Consider the following 17087-nt stretch of genomic DNA (forward strand, 5'->3'; position numbering starts at 1 on the left):
AAACCGCCCCGGAAAACGCGGCGGCCCCCGGAAACGGCGCCGGGCGGCCCGGCCGCCGAAGCAGCCGGACCGCCCGGTCCGCCACACGCACCGCGTGGCCGCGTTCCCGTACGCGTCCGTGCGCGCCGGAGCGCGTCAGGTCGTCGTCGAACGACGCCGCCGCGCCCCCGGACGCCGCTCGCTCGGCCGCGTCACCGGGTCGCCGGCCTCCTTCGCCGCCTCCCGGCGCCGCGCGCCGAACTCGGCGAGGGCCTCGGCCAGCTTGTGCACCGAGGGTTCCGGCGACAGCACGTCGACGCGGAGCCCGTGCTCCTCCGCGGTCTTCGCCGTCGCCGGGCCGATACACGCGATGACCGTGACGTTGTGCGGCTTGCCCGCGATGCCGACGAGATTCCGGACGGTCGACGACGAGGTGAAGAGCACCGCGTCGAACCCGCCGCCCTTGATCGCCTCGCGGGTCTCGGCCGGCGGCGGCGAGGCGCGGACCGTGCGGTACGCGGTGACGTCGTCGACCTCCCAGCCCAGCTCGATGAGGCCCGCCACCAGCGTCTCGGTGGCGATGTCGGCGCGCGGCAGGAAGACCCGGTCGATCGGGTCGAAGACCGGGTCGTACGGCGGCCAGTCCTCCAGCAGACCCGCGGCGGACTGCTCGCCGGACGGGACCAGGTCCGGCTTCACGCCGAAGTCGACGAGCGCGGCGGCGGTCTGCTCGCCGACGGCCGCGACCTTGATCCCGGCGAAGGCACGGGCGTCGAGCCCGTACTCCTCGAACTTCTCCCGGACGGCCTTCACGGCGTTGACGCTGGTGAAGGCGATCCACTCGTACCGGCCCGTGACCAGGCCCTTGACCGCGCGCTCCATCTGCTGCGGGGTGCGCGGCGGCTCGACGGCGATCGTCGGGACCTCGTGCGGCACGGCGCCGTACGAACGCAGCTGGTCGGAGAGCGACGCCGCCTGCTCCTTGGTCCGCGGGACGAGCACCTTCCAGCCGAACAACGGCTTGGACTCGAACCACGCGAGCTGGTCGCGCTGGGCGGCGGAGCCTCGCTCACCGACCACGGCTATGACGGAGCGGTGGCCCTCCGGCGACGGCAGCACCTTCGCCTGCTTCAGGACCTGGGCGATCGTTCCGAGGGTCGCCGTCCAGGTGCGCTGGCGGGTCGTCGTGCCGGCCACCGTGACCGACAGCGGGGTGTCGGGCTTGCGGCCCGCCGCGACCAGCTCGCCGGCCGCCGCGGCGACCGATTCGAGCGTCGTCGAGATGACCGCCGTGCCGTCGCTGGCGCCGACCTCGCTCCAGCAGCGCTCCGAGGCGGTACGGGCGTCGACGAACCGCACGTCGGCGCCCTGCTCGTCCCGCAGCGGCACACCGGCGTACGCGGGCACGCCCACGACCTCGGCGACACCCGGCACGACCTCGAAGGGGATACCGGCGGCGGCGCAGGCCAGCATCTCGGCGCCGGCGTCCGCGTCCAGCCCCGGGTCGCCCGGGACGGCACGCACCACCCGCCTGCCGCCCTGCGCCGCCTCCATGACAAGATTGACCGCATCCCTCAGAACGGGGACGCCGGCGGCGGCCGACTGCGCGTCGACGACCGTCAGTTCGGGTGTGCTCACGCCTGCCCGCGCATGGCAGCGAACGACACCGAGAACGTCCGGCTCGGCGACAAGGACGTCCGCGCTCGCAAGCGCCTCGACGGCGCGCAGGGTCAGCAGTCCCGGGTCGCCGGGACCGGCGCCGAGGAAGGTGACGTGCCCGTGTGCGGACACGGCCGGAAAGTCGGATGCGGCGGGGCCGGTGGGGCTCAAAGTGCTCGCTCCCCGATAAGACCGGCCGCGCCCTTGGCGAGCATCTCGGCCGCGAGTTCGCGCCCGAGGGCCGCCGCGCCGTCCTGCGACGTGGGCACGGGACCGGTGGTGGACATCTGCACCAGCGAGGAACCGTCGGTGGAACCGACGACACCGCGCAGGCGCAGTTCGCTGACAGCCTGTCCGTCGGCCTGGAGGTCGGCCAGCGCACCCACGGGTGCGGAGCAACCGGCCTCCAGGCCGGCGAGCAGGGCACGCTCGGCGGTCACGGCGGCCCGGGTGAACGGGTCGTCGAGCTCTCCGAGCGCGGCGGCGAGGTCGGCGCTGGAGGCAGCGCACTCGATCGCCAGTGCTCCCTGGCCGGGAGCGGGCAGGACGGTGTCGGGCGACAGGAAGTCGGTCGCCTCACCGCTTCGGCCGAGGCGGCTGAGCCCGGCCGCGGCGAGTACCACCGCGTCCAGCTCACCGCTCCGGACAAATCCGATACGCGTATCGACGTTGCCCCGGATCGGCACGGTCTCGATGTCGAGGCCGTGGGCGCGGGCGTACGCGTTCAGCTGCGCCATGCGGCGCGGCGAGCCGGTGCCGACGCGGGCGCCGGACGGCAGCTGCGCGAGGGTCAGCCCGTCCCGCGCCACCAGCACGTCGCGCGGGTCCTCGCGCAGCGGCACGGCGGCCAGCACAAGGCCCTCGTGCGGGGCGGTCGGCAGGTCCTTGAGCGAGTGGACGGCGAAGTCCACCTCGCCGCGCAGCAGCGCCTCGCGCAGCGCGGCGACGAAGACGCCGGTGCCGCCGATCTGCGTCAGGTGCTCGCGGGAGACGTCGCCGTGCGTGGTGACCTCCACGAGCTCGACGGCCCGCCCGGTCACCTCGCGGACCGCGTCGGCGACGAGGCCCGACTGCGCCATGGCGAGCTTGCTGCGCCGGGTGCCCAGCCTCAGCGGCTTCACGGCATCCGTGCCCAGGGGTGAGTTGTCGGTCATGACCGGCCTCTATTCGGGTCGTTCAGGTCTGCCCGGGAGACGGCGGCGACCGTCTGCGGGTCGAGGTCGAAGAGTTCCCGCAGCGCGTCCGCGTACCCGGCGCCGCCGGGCTCGCTGGCGAGCTGCTTGACCCGCACGGTGGGCGCGTGCAGGAGCTTGTCGACGACGCGGCGCACGGTCAGGGAGATCTCGGCGCGCTGCTTCTCGTCCAGGCCGGGGAGGCGTCCGTCGAGCCGCGCGATCTCGCCCGCGACCACGTCGGCGGCCATCGCGCGCAGCGCGACGACGGTCGGGGTGATGTGGGCGGCCCGCTGGGCGGCGCCGAAGGCGGCCACCTCGTCCCCGACGATGGTGCGCACCCGGTCCACGTCGGCGGCCATCGGGGCGTCCGCGGACGCCTCCGCGAGCGACTCGATGTCGACGAGGCGCACCCCGTCGAGGCGGCCGGCGGCGCCGTCGATGTCGCGCGGCATGGCGAGGTCGAGCAGGGCCAGGCGGACGGGGCCGGTCTCCCGGGCGGGCGCGGCGGCCCGGCGGGCGGCCCCCCGCGACGCGCCGTCGGCGCCGTTCTCGATCCAGGCGGCGTGCCGGTCGGCCTCGGCGGACGGCTCGGCCGCGGCGTCGGCGTCCGACGTCCCGCGCGGGGCGGCCGCCTCGCGCGCCGGCTCGTGCTCCGGCTCGAAGGGCAGGCCGAGCGCTCCGGCGACGGTCTCGGCGGTCAGCACCAGACCCGTCGCCCCGGTGCAGGAGACCGCGATGTCGGCACGTGTCAGTTCATCGGGGACCGCCGCCATGTCCACGGCTCGCGCGGTCACCCCGGTGCCGCCGGGCTGGCCCAGGATCTCGACGAGCCGGTCGGCGCGGGCACGGGTCCGGTTGGCGACGGCGATCTCGGCGACCCCGGCCCGGGCCAGGGTCGCGGCGGCCAGCGAGGACATCGAACCGGCGCCGATCACCAGGGCGCGCTTGCCCCGGACCCACTCGGAGACGTCCTCGCCCGCGGCGAGCTGCTCCAGGCCGAAGGTGACGAGCGACTGCCCGGCCCGGTCGATCCCGGTCTCGCTGTGGGCCCGCTTGCCGACCCGCAGCGCCTGCTGGAACAGGTCGTTCAGCAGCCGGCCCGCCGTGTGCAGCTCCTGGCCGCGCGCCAGCGCGTCCTTGATCTGGCCGAGGATCTGGCCCTCGCCGACGACCATCGAGTCCAGCCCGCAGGCCACCGAGAAGAGGTGGTGGACGGCCCGGTCCTCGTAGTGCACATAGAGATACGGAGTGAGCTCGTCCAGGCCGACGCCGCTGTGCTGGGCGAGGAGCGTGGACAGCTCGGCGACGCCCGCGTGGAACTTGTCCACGTCGGCGTACAGCTCGATGCGGTTGCAGGTGGCCAGGGCGGCGGCCTCGGCCGCGGGCTCCGCGGCGAGGGCGTCCTGGAGGAGCTTGGCCTGCGTCTCACCGGCCAGCGAGGCCCGTTCCAGTACGGAGACGGGGGCGCTGCGGTGGCTCAGCCCTACGACGAGAAGACTCATGCCGGCATCACGGCGGGCATGTCCCCGTCGGGTCCCTTGCGTTCCTCGGCGGCCGGGCGCACGGGCGCCGCCGCCGCGTCCTGGCCGCCCTCGGCGGTGTCGTCGACCGCCTTGCGCTGCTCGTGGAAGGCCAGGATCTGGAGTTCGATGGAGAGATCGACCTTGCGGACGTCGACCCCGTCGGGCACCGAGAGCACCGTCGGCGCGAAGTTCAGGATGGAGGTGACGCCCGCGGAGACCAGCCGGTCGCAGACCTGCTGGGCGGCGCCGGCCGGGGTCGAGATGACCCCGATCGACACGCCGTTGTCACGGACGATCGACTCCAGGTCGTCGGCGTGCTGCACGGGGATGCCGGCGACGGGCGTCCCCGCCATCGCGGGATCGGCGTCGATCAGGGCGGCGACGCGGAAGCCGCGGGAGGCGAAACCGCCGTAGTTGGCGAGCGCGGCGCCGAGGTTTCCGATGCCGACGATGACGACCGGCCAGTCCTGGGTGAGCCCGAGTTCGCGGGAGATCTGGTAGACGAGATACTCGACGTCGTACCCGACCCCGCGCGTCCCGTAGGAGCCCAGGTAGCTGAAGTCCTTGCGCAGCTTGGCGGAGTTGACCCCCGCCGCCGAGGCGAGCTCCTCGGACGAGACCGTGGGGACCGAGCGCTCGGAGAGCGCGGTCAACGCGCGCAGATACAGCGGAAGCCGGGCGACGGTGGCCTCGGGAATCCCTCGGCTACGGGTCGCCGGTCGGTGAGTTCGGCCAGTTGCCACGGTGCTCCTGCGGTATGAGCGGGGCTGCAGGCGGCCCTGTCTCGCATGACCGCCCCGTCGAATGCAGGCTATGTCTTTGTGAACGCGTGCACAAAGATAGTGTCCGTTTTGTCCGGTCAACGTGACCGGGGTCACGCACATTCGTCGCGCGATCCCGGAACCATGGACCGCGTCAGTCCGTTGCAGACCCGAAGGGAGCAAAGCGGCACACACTCCTCACAAGGACTCCCCCGAGACCACCCAAAACGCCCACGATGGTAACCGGGATTCGCTCATGAACACAGCGCGTCGCAGAGCCTCCGGGGGTCCACGCGCCAGAAGGTGTGCTGCTCGTCGTCGATCAGCACGACCGGGATCTGCTCCCAGTACGCCCGGTGCAGCTCCTCGTCCCGCGTGATGTCCTTCTCCTCCCAGGACGCACCGGTCTCGGCGCACACCGTCCGCACCACCTCCCTCGCGTCGTCGCAGAGGTGACAGTCGGGCTTGCCGATCAGGGTCACCTTCCGGTCGGCGGGGTTCTTCTTCGTACGTCGGAACAAGGCGCTCATGCCTTCATTCTGCGCCGCGCCCCGGCGGCGCCCCGCCCCGGCACCGCCCCCGGGGAGCGGCTTTCCGCACCGGCGCGCTCCGCCCCGCACACCGGCGCGCGCCGGCGCCCCTCCACGGGCCGCCCGGCACGTGTCCGGTTCCGTCACCGCCCCGGTCCGTCACGTCCGGGTCCGCCCCGGACAAAGCGTCGACCAAGAGTTCACGGCGCGGCATCCCGGCAGGTCGGGAAGGGCCCGGGCACATGGCTATGCTCACGGATATGGCCGCTCTTCGATGGCTCACCCCCCGTAGGCGCCCCGCCACAGCACGGAGCGTGCTGGCAGGCGAGGCCGCAGCCGAGGCCGCGCGGAAGTCCGCCCTGCGCGGCGCACACCCCGACGACGACCGGACCGCCCCCACTCCCGCGTCCCCCCACACCACCGACGCCCCCGACACCGCCGGCGCCGACGGCTCCCCCGACGACACCGGCCGCGCCCCCGCCCGTGCGAAGGCGGAGAAGAGGAAGCACGGCAAGGACGGAGGAGAGAAGGGCGGAAAGGGAGAGAAGCGCGAGAAGGGCGCGAAGGACGAGAAGGCCGCCGACAAGGCCCCCGGCAAGGAGAAGAAGGCCGAGGAACCGCCCTTCCCCGTCGCCGGCGACGACCGGGCCGCCGCATTCTTCGACCTCGACAACACCGTGATGCAGGGCGCGGCGCTCTTCCACTTCGGCCGCGGGCTGTACAAGCGGAAGTTCTTCCAGCGCCGCGAACTGGCCCGGTTCGCCTGGCAGCAGGCCTGGTTCCGGCTGGCCGGCGTCGAGGACCCGGACCACATGCAGGACGCCCGCGACAGCGCCCTGTCCATCGTCAAGGGCCACCGCGTCTCCGAGCTGACGGCGATCGGCGAGGAGATCTACGACGAGTACATGGCCGACCGCATCTGGCCCGGCACCCGCGCCCTCGCCCAGGCCCATCTGGACGCCGGCCAGCGGGTCTGGCTGGTCACCGCCGCCCCCGTCGAGACCGCCACGATCATCGCCCGGCGCCTCGGCCTGACCGGCGCGCTGGGCACGGTCGCGGAGTCCGTCGACGGCGTCTACACCGGCCGCCTGGTCGGCGAGCCGCTGCACGGCCCCGCGAAGGCAGAGGCGGTCCGCGCCCTGGCCGCCGCCGAGGGCCTCGACCTCGACCGCTGCGCCGCGTACAGCGACTCGCACAACGACATCCCGATGCTGTCCCTGGTCGGGCACCCGTACGCGATCAACCCGGACACCAAGCTCCGCAAGCACGCCCGCGCCCACGACTGGCGGCTGCGGGACTACCGGACCGGCCGCAAGGCGGCCAAGGTCGGCATCCCGGCCGCGGCCGGCGTCGGCGCCCTCGCGGGCGGAACGGCGGCCGCCCTCGCCCTGCACCGCCGCCGCCGCTGACGCCCCGCCCCGCGCGCACCCCGTTCGCCCGGCCGGTTCCCACCGCCCATCGGCCGCCGGCCCCGACACACCGACGGCTGAACACCGGTACGGGCCCGTTCGGGCATATCCGGACACGGTCTTCGATCGTGCTTTCTTGCCCGCCGACCGCTCCGGCCAGTCGGCCTGCTCGCACTCGGCCACAACCTGCCCCGCACGCGGACAAGATTTGAAGTAATCCGATCAGTAACCGGTCACGATGTGTTACTTGATGCATCGTTTAGTCGCTACAGAAACGACGTAATCGATGATTTGAGCAACTCGGTGTAGCACTGTCTGTACGAAGCGTTATTCTCCTCAGACGCATTCCGAACCCCTGACTCACTACGACGAGTGAGGGTTTCGCACTGCACGTGATGGAAGCTCTGCCTCTGGGAGTCCCGTGTACCCACACGTCGGGGTTGACGCCTCGGGCCTGGCTACGCTGCGCGCAACAGTCGCCGAACGGTTGCGTGGCTTCGTCCCCACCGCGTACGCCGTACCCGCATTCGCCGCCCCTGCGCCTGTCGGCCCCTGCTACGCCATGGCCGAACGCGGTGCGGCGGTCGGAAGACGCAGCAACCGCGGCGCAACGACCACGTCCACCGTCCGCCGTCCCAGCGCCGACAGCGACAGCGCCCGCATGATGGATCTCGTCGAGCGCGCGCAGGCCGGCGAGGCCGATGCCTTCGGCCGCCTCTACGACCAGTACAGCGACACCGTCTATCGCTACATCTACTACCGCGTGGGCGGCAAGGCGACGGCGGAGGACCTCACCAGTGAGACCTTCCTGCGCGCCCTGCGCCGCATCTCGACGTTCACCTGGCAGGGCCGCGACTTCGGCGCCTGGCTGGTCACGATCGCCCGCAACCTGGTCGCCGACCACTTCAAGTCCAGCCGCTTCCGCCTGGAGGTGACCACCGGCGAGATGCTCGACGCGAACGAGGTCGAGCGCAGCCCGGAGGACTCCGTGCTGGAGTCCCTCTCCAACGCCGCGCTGCTCCAGGCCGTGCGGCGGCTCAACCCCCAGCAGCAGGAGTGCGTGACGCTGCGGTTCCTCCAGGGCCTCTCGGTCGCCGAGACCGCCCGCGTCATGGGGAAGAACGAGGGCGCGATCAAGACCCTGCAGTACCGCGCCGTCCGCACCCTGGCCCGGCTCCTGCCCGACGACGCCCGCTGACCGCCGCCCGGTCCCGCACCGATCCCCCGGACACCCGTCGCGGCCCCGTCCCGTCCCGCATGTGTCCCGTCTCCGTCCCGTCCCGCATGTGTCCCGTCTCCGTCCCGTATGTGTCCCCCCCGCCGTCCCGCCCCGTCCCCCTCCGAACAGCTGTCTCCTTCACCCTCGCGGGCTCACTCCCGGCGACCCCTTCCTCACGCACAGCCCGATCACCCTTCTTGCGTAACCCAAGTGCCGCGCCTCTCGTTGTGTCGGTTGCAGGCCCCCTGTCGTCACCCATGACCGCTGACACTCACTCGTTCGTGTGGAAGCGCTCAAGGTGTACAACCGTCCGGACACCCAGGGGAGTCGACCGTCATGACGAGAGGAGGTGCCGCCAGTGATCGCAAACGTTTCGGCACACCGGCGGGCGAACGCCTTCGCCCAGGCCCTTGAGGAGCAGCCGCCCCACGACGAGGCGGCCGCACAGCCCGAGGAAGCGGCCGAAACGGCCGACCACGGACCGCTGTTGGCCCTGGCGAACGGCCTCGGTGAGCTACCGCGGCCGGAGTTGGATCCCGAGGTCAAAGTGGCGCAGCGAGCCCAGCTCCTGGCCGCCATGGAGGCCATGTTCGCCGAGGGCGACGCGTCCGCGGGCCCTACGGTGCCCGAGCAGCGGAAGAAGAGTGGCCGCCGGGCCTCCCCGCTCCGGAGGCTGCGTCCGCGCTCGCGCTGGACGAAGGGCCTCGCGGCAGGCGGGCTCACCGTCGGTGTCGCGGCGGGGGCCTTCGGCGGAGTGGCCGCTGCCAGTTCCGACGCCCTGCCGGGTGATTCGCTGTACGGACTCAAGCGCGGCATGGAGGACATCCATCTGGGGATGACCCGTGGCGACACCGACCGCGGCGAGGTCTACCTCGACCAGGCGTCCACCCGGCTGAGCGAGGCCCGCCGCCTGATGGAACGCGCCCGCTCCGGCCACCTGGACCACGAGCAGCTCGGCGAGATCCGGCGCACGCTCAACGGCATGACCCATGACGCCACCGAGGGCCACCGCCTGCTCCGCGCGGCCTATCAGCGGGACGGCGCCATCGGTCCGATCCAGACCCTGGACTCCTTCTCCCGCTCGCACCGCGACACCTGGAGCAGCCTGCGCGACCGGCTGCCGCTGCAACTCACCGACATCGGCGAGCAGGTCAGCTCGGTGTTCGACGCCATAGACGAAGAGGTCGGCCCGCTCCAGTCGCTGCTGCCCCGCACTCCGGGCAGAAGCGACGACGCCAAGCGTTCGCACGCCGGGGAACACGGCACGGCCCCGTCGCGTACGGGCCACGTCGCGCCCTCGTCGCCGGGCGCCACGCACAACCGCACGGGCGACAGCGCCACGCCGCATCCGTCCGGCGCCCCCGGCGGCGCCCCGTCCGACGGCCTGCTCGGTGGCGCGGACGGGCTGTTCGGCACCCCGCCCCCGGGCTCGGCGCCGTCCGCCGACGACGGCCGGGTCAGCCCGCCGCCGGCCCCGGACGTGACCCTGCCCCCGCTCCTCCCCGGTCTGCTCCCGGGCCTGGGAATCAACAGCGAGAACGCGAACGAATGACCTGACCCGCCGCCCCCTCGGTCACCGGCCGTCCCGAGCCGGCCCGGCGATCGAGGGGGCGTGGCGTCGGACGAGGGGTTCCAGAAGCGGCGGGGCGTCAGAAGAACACCGACCTGCGCTGCACCAGCAGTTTGTACAGCGTGTGCTGGATCTGCTCCCGCACCTGATCCGTCAGGTTGAACATCAGCATCGGGTCGTCCGCCGCCTCGATCGGGTACCCGCGTGTGGAGATCGGCTCCCCGAACTGGATGGTCCACTTCGTCGGCAGCGGCACCGTCCCCAGCGGCCCGAGCCAGGGGAACGTCGGCGTGATCGGGAAGTACGGGAAGCCGAGGAGCCGGGCCAGCGTCTTCGAATTGCCGATCATCGGGTAGATCTCCTCCGCCCCGACGATCGAGCACGGAATGATCGGGGCCCCCGCCCGCAGCGCCGTGGAGACGAAGCCGCCCCGTCCGAAGCGCTGGAGCTTGTACCGTTCGCCGAACGGCTTGCCGATGCCCTTGAAGCCCTCCGGCATCACCCCGACGATCTCGCCCCGGCCCAGCAGCCGCTCCGCGTCCTCCGTACAGGCCAGCGTGTGACCGGCCTTGCGGACCAGCTCGTTCACCACCGGCAGCATGAAGACGAGGTCGGCGGCGAGCAGCCGCAGATGCCGCCCCGCCGGATGCTTGTCGTGCACGGCGACCTGGAGCATCAGCGCGTCGAGCGGAAGCGTGCCCGAGTGGTTGGACACGATGAGGGCGCCGCCCTCGGACGGGATGTTCTCGATGCCCTTCACCTCGACCCGGAAGTACTTCTCGTACAACGGCCGCAGCATCGACATGAGGACCTGGTCGGTCAGCTCCTCGTCGTAGCCGAACTCGTCGACGTCGTACTCGCCGGTGACCCGCCGCCGCAGAAACGCGAGCCCGCCCGCGATCCGCCGCTCCCAGCCGTCCCGACCGCGGTCGGCCTCCCCGGCCTCCTCCGCGTCCCGGGCGTCGCGGGCGTTCCCGGCGTCCCGCACGGCGCCCCGGGGCTCCTCCCGCGACGGTCCGGCGTCCCGCCGCCCGGGAAGGGCGCTGACGGACGCGGTACCGGCCCCCGAGGCCCCGGGGGCGGCGGGCCCGGAAGCCGGGGACGCCACCGGGGCCGGGGAAGCCCCCGGGGTCTCCGGGGTCCCCGCGGGCCCGGCGGTACGGCGTCGCGCGGGGCGCGGTGGGCCGCCCGACCGCGAACGGTCGTCGTCGAACGGAATGACCTTGGCGTCCGCCATCGTCGCTGTGCTCCTCTACCTGCCGCCGCCGGGGACCGCGGACGTGCCGCCCGCCCCACGGTCTCCGTTGATCCGCGCCGCCTCACCGGCCGCCGCCCCGAGGAACGGCGCGGCGGCCAGCCGGTCGACCGCTCTGCCCATCGCCTCCGGGGGCAGCAGCCCCGGCCCCTGACCGCGCACGAACTCGGCGAACGTCTCCGCGGTGGTGAACCGTGGATGGAAGCCCAGGATCTCGCGCGTCTGCGCGGTCGAGACCACCCGGCCGTGGGTCAGCAGCCGGATCTGCTCCGGCGAGAAGTCCGTCATGCCGACCCGGCGCAACGCCCGGCCGACCCAGGTGACGGCGGGCATCAGCAACGGCATCGTCGGCCGCCCCAGCCGCCGCGCGCACTGCGAGAGCAGCAGCACACCGTCCCCGGCGATGTTGAAGGTGCCGCTGTTCAGCGTGGAGCGCCTCGGCTCGCGCGAGGCGATGCCCAGCACGTCGAGGACGTCGTCCTCGTGCACGAACTGGAGTCTCGGGTCGTAGCCGAACACCGTCGGCAGGACCGGCAGCGCCAGATAGTCGGCGAGCGGCGAATCCGCCCGGGGGGCCAGGATGTTCGCGAACCTGAGCACGCACACGGCGACGTCCGGCCGGCGGCGGGCGAAGCCGCGCACATACCCCTCGACCTCCACCACGTCCTTCGCGAAGCCCCCGCTGGGCAGGGACTTGGGCGGGGTGGTCTCGGTGAAGACGGCCGGGTCGCGGGGCGCCGAGCCGTACACGTTCGTACTGGACTTGACGACCAGCCGCCGCACGCTCGGCGCCTTCTGGCAGGCGCCGAGCAGCTGCATGGTGCCGATGACGTTGGTCTCCTTGGCGGCCGTCCGGCCGCCCGCGCCGGCCGTCCTCGCGGAGACGTCCAGATGGACGACGGTGTCGACCGCGTGCTCCGCGAGCACCCGGGCGATCGCGGGCTGGCGGATGTCCGCCGCCACGAACCGGGCCTCGCCCAGCGGGTGTACGGGCGGGACCGCGTCGACGGCGATCACCCGCTCCACTTCCGGATCACGCTGGATGCGGCGCACGAAACGGCCGCCCAGCTGCCGGGCCGCTCCCGTGACCAGCACGACCTTCCCCAAGATCAGCGCCCTCCGTCGAAAGGTTTCCCCTGGCCGTCACCGTAGCGGGTGGAAGGGGCCGCGTGACGGCCTCACGACCGGCTCCCGCCGACTCTTGGCCCGAATGCGGGCACCTCCCCGCAACGCGCCGCAGCCCTCCCGCCAGTTCGACGGGAGGGCTGCGGAAACACGAACCGCGTTCGCTTACTTCTTGTTGCGACGCTGAACGCGCGTGCGCTTGAGCAGCTTGCGGTGCTTCTTCTTGGCCATCCGCTTACGCCGCTTCTTGATAACAGAGCCCACGACTACCCTCGCTCACTTCTCGGAACATCCCCACGCCAGCGGGGATCGGTGCGGGGCGTCTGGGCCCACACGACCTACGTCGGCCTAGCCTACCCGCCACCGAGTGAGGGACGTAATCCGAGGCGAACATCAGGCGGACCCCACCCGGCCCTCAGGCGGATTCCACTCCCACGAACGACTCGCGGAGATACTCGTGAACCGCTTGCTCCGGAACCCGGAAGGACCTGCCCACCCGGATCGCCGGCAGATGACCGCTGTGCACCAAACGGTACACGGTCATCTTCGACACCCTCATGACCGCGGCGACTTCCGCCACGGTCAGAAACTTGACCTCGTTGAGAGGCCTTTCGCTGCCAGCAGCCATGACCCACCTGTACCTTCCGCACGAGACGCGCACCGGCTTCCCCTCCGGTGACTCTTCGTCGTTGTGCGCTCACTCCCCAGATTAGGGGCGGGTGATGCGAGTGGGGAAGAGGAGAGATGATCGGCCGCCTACTGTGACAGACACGCCCGATTGAGTACATAGCGAGTGAGCGGCAGGTAGTACGCGGACGGCACGGCGTCGTCGAGCGGCACGGCGACCGACACCCGCCCCTCGGCCTCCCCGACGAACAGCGCGGGGTCGTTCGTGTCCGCCGGCCCGATCGCCTCGATGCCCAGCTGACCTGCCCCGCAGACCCATCCGTGGTCCCCCACGACCAGCTCCGGAAGCCGCCCGCGCCCCTCCGCGGCCGCCTCCAGCACGACCCTCACCGGCAGCGGCGAATGCGTGTGTGCGCCGGTGCCGACGCCGGAGGACCGCGCGCCCGGCTCGCGCACCATCGCGACTCCCCGTACGTAGTCGAGGACGCACGTGCGTACCCCGAACCGGGTCGTTATGTCGATACATCTCCCCTGCGCGGGAGTGAGTACGGGACATCCCGCCGCCGACAGGGCGTCTGCCAGCCCGGCGTAGAAACCGAGCAGCCGATGCGGGTGCCCCGTCCCGAACAGCACCGGCGACCGCCGCGCCGCGGCGGCCGACAGCCGCCCGGCGAACGCGTCCAGGCGCGCCAGGGTCCGCTCGGGATCGATCGCGTCGGGGCCCGAGACATGGGCGGGGTCGCCGGAGACCCCGCACTTCTCGGCCATCAGCCGCAGCAGGGCGCGTGCGTCCCAGTCGCCCTCGGGGGCGAGGCCGAGCGTCATCCGCGGGTCCCGGGCGGCGAAGAGCCGGTAACTCCGCAGGTTCGTCTCCCTCGGCGTGGCCACGGGCCCGGCCAGCCGGGCCGTCAGCAGATGCGCACGCAGCGCTCCGGTGCTCAACACCCCGCCGATGCTTCCCCACTCACCCGGACGAGGGGCCGAAAAGCCCGGTCGCGCCCCACGGTCGGCGTAACGACGGCCCCACCGGCACCGGGAGCGGACCCCTGCCCCACGAATCCGCGCCGAACCGGCCGGACCAGAGCCCGAACGAACCGGCCGGCCCCGCCGAACCAGCTCAGCCGACCGAGCCGGCCGAATCAGCCGAACCGGTCCTGCCCGAGCCGACGCGCTGTCAGGCCAGCAGCCCCCGCAGCGGGAACGCGGCCCGCCGGGTCGCCAGCACCGCCTGGTCGAGCCGGTCCGCCGGGTCGTACCCCTCCTCCCAGGACCTCCAGGAGGGGGTGCGCCCGTCGGTCATCCGGCCCGGGCCCAGCTGCCGGGTCCGGGCGTAGACCTCGTCCCGCCACGACGCCGGGATCACCGTCTCCGGGTCGATCGGGGCGTGCGCGGCGATCCCCACCAGGTGCGTCCAGGACCGCGGGACCACGTCGACCACCGCGTACCCGCCGCCGCCGAGCGCCAGCCACCGCCCGCCCTCCGCGTGGGCGTGCGCGAGGTCGTGACAGGCCGTCATCACCGCGCGCTGCGCGTCCACCGTCACCGCGAAGTGGGCGAGCGGGTCCTCGATGTGCGTGTCGGCCCCGTGCTGGGTGACCAGCACCTGCGGCCGGAAGTCCGCCAGCAGCTCCGGCACCACCGCGTGGAAGGCCCGCAGCCATCCCGAGTCCCCGGTGCCGGCGGGCAGCGCCACGTTCACCGCGCTGCCCTCACCGGCCCCCGAACCGGTCTCCTGCGGCCAGCCGGTCTGCGGGAACAGGGTGCGCGGGTGCTCGTGCAGCGACACCGTCAGCACCCGGGGGTCCTCGTTGAACGCCGCCTGCACGCCGTCCCCGTGGTGCACGTCGACGTCGATGTAGGCGATCCGCTCGGCGCCCAGCTCCAGCATCCGCGCGATGGCGAGCGCCGCGTCGTTGTAGACGCAGAACCCGGCCGCGCCGCCGGGCATGGCGTGGTGCAGCCCGCCGGCGAAGTTCACGGCGTGCGCGGTCTCGCCGCGCCACAGGGCCTCGGCCGCGGCCACCGACTGACCGGCGATCAGCGCGGACGCCTCGTGCATCCCCGCGAACGCGGGGTCGTCGACCGTCCCCAGCCCGTAGTTCTGGTCGGCCCGCCCCGGATCGGCGGACGCGGCGCGCACGGCGGACACGTAGTCCTCCCGGTGCACCAGCCGCAGCGTGGAGTCCCCGGCGGGCTTGGCCGCCACCACGTCCACGGCCCGGTCGAGCCCGAACGCCCGCACCAGCCCCATCGTCAGGGCGAGTCGTACGGGGTCCATCGGGTGGCTCTCCCCGAAGTCGTATCCCGTTACTGCGTCATCCCACATCAGCTGTGCGCGGCCGCTCATGCCCGTCACCGTATCGGGCGGGCGCCGCGTCGAACGACTTGGCGTACACGAGCGTCGCCAGCACCAGGGCCATCGGCACGAGCATCGCCCCCCGGTAGCTCCAGGCGTCGCCCAGCGCCCCCACGAGCGGCGAACCGACCAGGAACCCGACGTAGTTGAAGACATTGAGCCGGGCGATGGCCGTGTCACTGACCCCGGGGAACATCCGCCCGGCGGCGGCGAAGGTCTGCGGCACGATGACGGACAGCCCGAACCCCAGCATGGTGAACCCGAGCATCCCGGTCCACGCCCCGCCGGCCAAAGCCACCACGGCGAACCCGGCGGCCGCCACCACGGTCCCCGCCCGCACCACCGCGACGGCCCCGAACCGCCGCACCCCGAAGTCCCCGACGGTCCGCCCCAGCAGCGTCGTCACCATGTAGACGTTGTACGGAACGGTCGCCAGCTGCTCCGAGCTCCCCAGCACGTCCTGGAGGTACTTGGCGCTCCAGTTGGAGACCGTCGAGTCCCCGATGTAGGTGAAGCTCATCACCAGGCAGAGCGGCATCAGCAGCCCGAAGGGGACCGAGGCGGCCCCCTTGCCGCCGTCCGTCCCCTTCTTCCCACCCGCCGCGTCCCGGCCCGCGTCCGCGGCCGGCCCCTCGACGTACCACCGGCTGCCGACGAATGCCGCGGGCAGCAGCACGACCACCGCGGGCAGGTACGACATCAGCAGCGAGAGGTTCCAGTGCGCCCCGGCCCAGGCCATGGAGGCGCCGGCGATCCCGCCCAGGCTGTACGCGGCGTGGAAGCCGAGCATGATGGAACGCCCGTACGCCCGCTGGAGACTGACCCCGATCATGTTCATGGAGGCGTCGAGCGCCCCGACGGCGATCCCGAACGCCCCGAGCGCGAGGGCCGCCTCCCACAGCGCGTCACCGGCTCCGGCGCCGAGCAGCGCGAGCATCACCAGGGGCTGCGCCCACCGCAGCACGACGCCCGGCCGCACCCGGGCGACCACCTTCTCGGTGACCACGCTCCCCGCACCGGCCAGGATCGGCACCGCGGCGAGGAAGACCGGCAGCAGCCCGTCGGATATCCCGTACCGGTCCTGGATCGCGGGGATCCGCGTCACCAGCAGGGCGAAGGTGACCCCCTGGACGAAGAAGCTCAGCGTGAGGGAGGCCCTGCCGTGCCGCAGACGCGCGTCTGTCATGGCCACAGTCATGGCCGCGAGCGTAGGGCCAGTCTCTACCCATGGGTAGATGGATCACGCGAGCATTTCCGGGAGTTGACTCATGTCGGAGAAGAGCCCGGTCACTCCGGGGAGCCGGTCCGCGGGCATCATAGAGGTGAATCCGTACACGTCCATCCCGGCGGCCCGTGCCGCTTCCACGCCGAGCGGGCTGTCCTCGATGACGACGCACCGTTCGGGGGCGACGCCCATCCGCTCGGCGGCGTACAGGAACAGGTCGGGCGCCGGCTTGCCGCGGCCGACGTCGTCGACGCTGAAGATCCAGTCCTCTTCGAACCACTGGTCCAGCCCGGTCTTGTGGTGTCCGACGCGGATCCGCTCGTGGCTGCTGGACGACGCCACGCAGTAGGCCACTCCTTCGGCGACGAACCGCGCCAGCACGTCCTCGACGCCCGGCACCGGTTCCAGCTCCTGCCGGAACGCAGTGAACACACGGGCGTGAAACGTCTCGTCGAAGTCGTCGGGCAGTTTCGCGCCGGTCCGCTCCTCGACGAGATCATGCACGCGATGGACGGCGGCCCCCATGTAGTCCCGCAGGCTCTCCTGGTACGAGGTGGGGTGCCCGAGTTCGGTGAGGTACTCGGACAGGATCGTGTTGGAGAGCGGCTCGCTGTCGACGAGCACTCCGTCGTTGTCGAAGATGACCAGTTCGTAGCGCATGGTCCGAGAGTAGA

16 protein-coding genes are annotated in these 17087 nt (G+C 72.4%); 3 read left to right on the top strand and 13 right to left on the bottom strand.

Translation table 11 applies throughout. The features are described from left to right. Positions 1 to 135 precede the first annotated feature (135 nt). From WA762_RS19370 to WA762_RS19390, 5 genes are all read right to left on the bottom strand, one after another. On the bottom strand, positions 136 to 1809 hold the full coding sequence (locus WA762_RS19370) for a bifunctional uroporphyrinogen-III C-methyltransferase/uroporphyrinogen-III synthase (protein ID WP_335937123.1): 1674 nt from the start codon (positions 1807 to 1809) through the stop codon (positions 136 to 138). After that, positions 1806 to 2792 carry a hydroxymethylbilane synthase gene (hemC, locus tag WA762_RS19375; protein WP_335937124.1) on the bottom strand — a complete coding sequence of 329 codons (987 nt, stop codon included), beginning with the start codon at positions 2790 to 2792 and terminating at the stop codon, positions 1806 to 1808. Before hemC ends, WA762_RS19370 begins: the two co-directional genes overlap by 4 nt. Continuing rightward, positions 2789 to 4315: a glutamyl-tRNA reductase gene (locus tag WA762_RS19380; protein ID WP_335937125.1), complete on the bottom strand. Its 1527-nt coding sequence runs from the start codon at positions 4313 to 4315 to the stop codon at positions 2789 to 2791. Before WA762_RS19380 ends, hemC begins: the two co-directional genes overlap by 4 nt. After that, positions 4312 to 5079, bottom strand: a complete 768-nt coding sequence (locus tag WA762_RS19385) for a redox-sensing transcriptional repressor Rex (protein ID WP_335937126.1) — start codon at positions 5077 to 5079, stop codon at positions 4312 to 4314. The genes WA762_RS19380 and WA762_RS19385 overlap by 4 nt, the downstream gene beginning before the upstream one ends. A 272-nt stretch (positions 5080 to 5351) precedes the next feature. After that, entirely contained in the window at positions 5352 to 5627 is a 276-nt protein-coding gene (locus WA762_RS19390) for a glutaredoxin family protein (protein ID WP_335937127.1), read from the bottom strand. A gap of 260 nt (positions 5628 to 5887) precedes the next feature. On the opposite strand from WA762_RS19390, the gene WA762_RS19395 reads away from it, so the two are divergent. The 3 genes from WA762_RS19395 (at position 5888) to WA762_RS19405 (ending at position 9807) form a co-directional block, all read left to right on the top strand. Next, positions 5888 to 7036: an HAD family hydrolase gene (locus WA762_RS19395; protein WP_335937128.1), complete on the top strand. Its 1149-nt coding sequence runs from the start codon at positions 5888 to 5890 to the stop codon at positions 7034 to 7036. A 421-nt stretch (positions 7037 to 7457) separates the two neighbouring features. Next, positions 7458 to 8234, top strand: a complete 777-nt coding sequence (locus WA762_RS19400) for an ECF subfamily RNA polymerase sigma factor, BldN family (RefSeq protein ID WP_335937129.1) — start codon at positions 7458 to 7460, stop codon at positions 8232 to 8234. A gap of 379 nt (positions 8235 to 8613) precedes the next feature. Then, a complete protein-coding gene (locus WA762_RS19405) occupies positions 8614 to 9807 on the top strand; it encodes a DUF5667 domain-containing protein (RefSeq protein WP_335937130.1) in 1194 nt (397 codons plus the stop codon). 97 nt (positions 9808 to 9904) lie between these two features. Here the strand turns inward: WA762_RS19405 and WA762_RS19410 are convergent, their stop codons facing one another. The 8 genes from WA762_RS19410 to WA762_RS19445 form a co-directional block, all read right to left on the bottom strand. Beyond that, positions 9905 to 11062, bottom strand: a complete 1158-nt coding sequence (locus WA762_RS19410; protein ID WP_335937131.1) for a lysophospholipid acyltransferase family protein — start codon at positions 11060 to 11062, stop codon at positions 9905 to 9907. A gap of 15 nt (positions 11063 to 11077) precedes the next feature. Further along, on the bottom strand, positions 11078 to 12187 hold the full coding sequence (locus WA762_RS19415) for an NAD-dependent epimerase/dehydratase family protein (protein ID WP_335937132.1): 1110 nt from the start codon (positions 12185 to 12187) through the stop codon (positions 11078 to 11080). 183 nt (positions 12188 to 12370) lie between these two features. Further along, complete coding sequence (locus WA762_RS19420; protein ID WP_003948845.1) at positions 12371 to 12469, bottom strand: 30S ribosomal protein bS22; 99 nt, start codon at positions 12467 to 12469, stop codon at positions 12371 to 12373. A gap of 151 nt (positions 12470 to 12620) precedes the next feature. Further along, positions 12621 to 12833, bottom strand: coding sequence for a helix-turn-helix domain-containing protein (locus WA762_RS19425; protein ID WP_335937133.1), 213 nt, complete (start codon positions 12831 to 12833; stop codon positions 12621 to 12623). 128 nt (positions 12834 to 12961) lie between these two features. Beyond that, positions 12962 to 13777: a phosphatase gene (locus tag WA762_RS19430; protein WP_335937134.1), complete on the bottom strand. Its 816-nt coding sequence runs from the start codon at positions 13775 to 13777 to the stop codon at positions 12962 to 12964. Positions 13778 to 14006: 229 nt separating this feature from the next. Then, on the bottom strand, positions 14007 to 15179 hold the full coding sequence (locus WA762_RS19435) for an acetoin utilization protein AcuC (RefSeq protein WP_335937135.1): 1173 nt from the start codon (positions 15177 to 15179) through the stop codon (positions 14007 to 14009). Beyond that, the gene (locus tag WA762_RS19440) at positions 15148 to 16374 is read right to left on the bottom strand and encodes an MFS transporter (protein WP_335937144.1); all 1227 of its coding nucleotides are present in this window, start codon (positions 16372 to 16374) and stop codon (positions 15148 to 15150) included. Before WA762_RS19440 ends, WA762_RS19435 begins: the two co-directional genes overlap by 32 nt. A gap of 54 nt (positions 16375 to 16428) precedes the next feature. After that, positions 16429 to 17073 (bottom strand): HAD family hydrolase, encoded by a 645-nt coding sequence (locus WA762_RS19445; RefSeq protein WP_335937145.1) that lies wholly within the window; start codon positions 17071 to 17073, stop codon positions 16429 to 16431. Positions 17074 to 17087: the final 14 nt, after the last annotated feature.

The organism is Streptomyces tyrfis, from assembly GCF_037034285.1.
Taxonomy (GTDB): domain Bacteria; phylum Actinomycetota; class Actinomycetes; order Streptomycetales; family Streptomycetaceae; genus Streptomyces.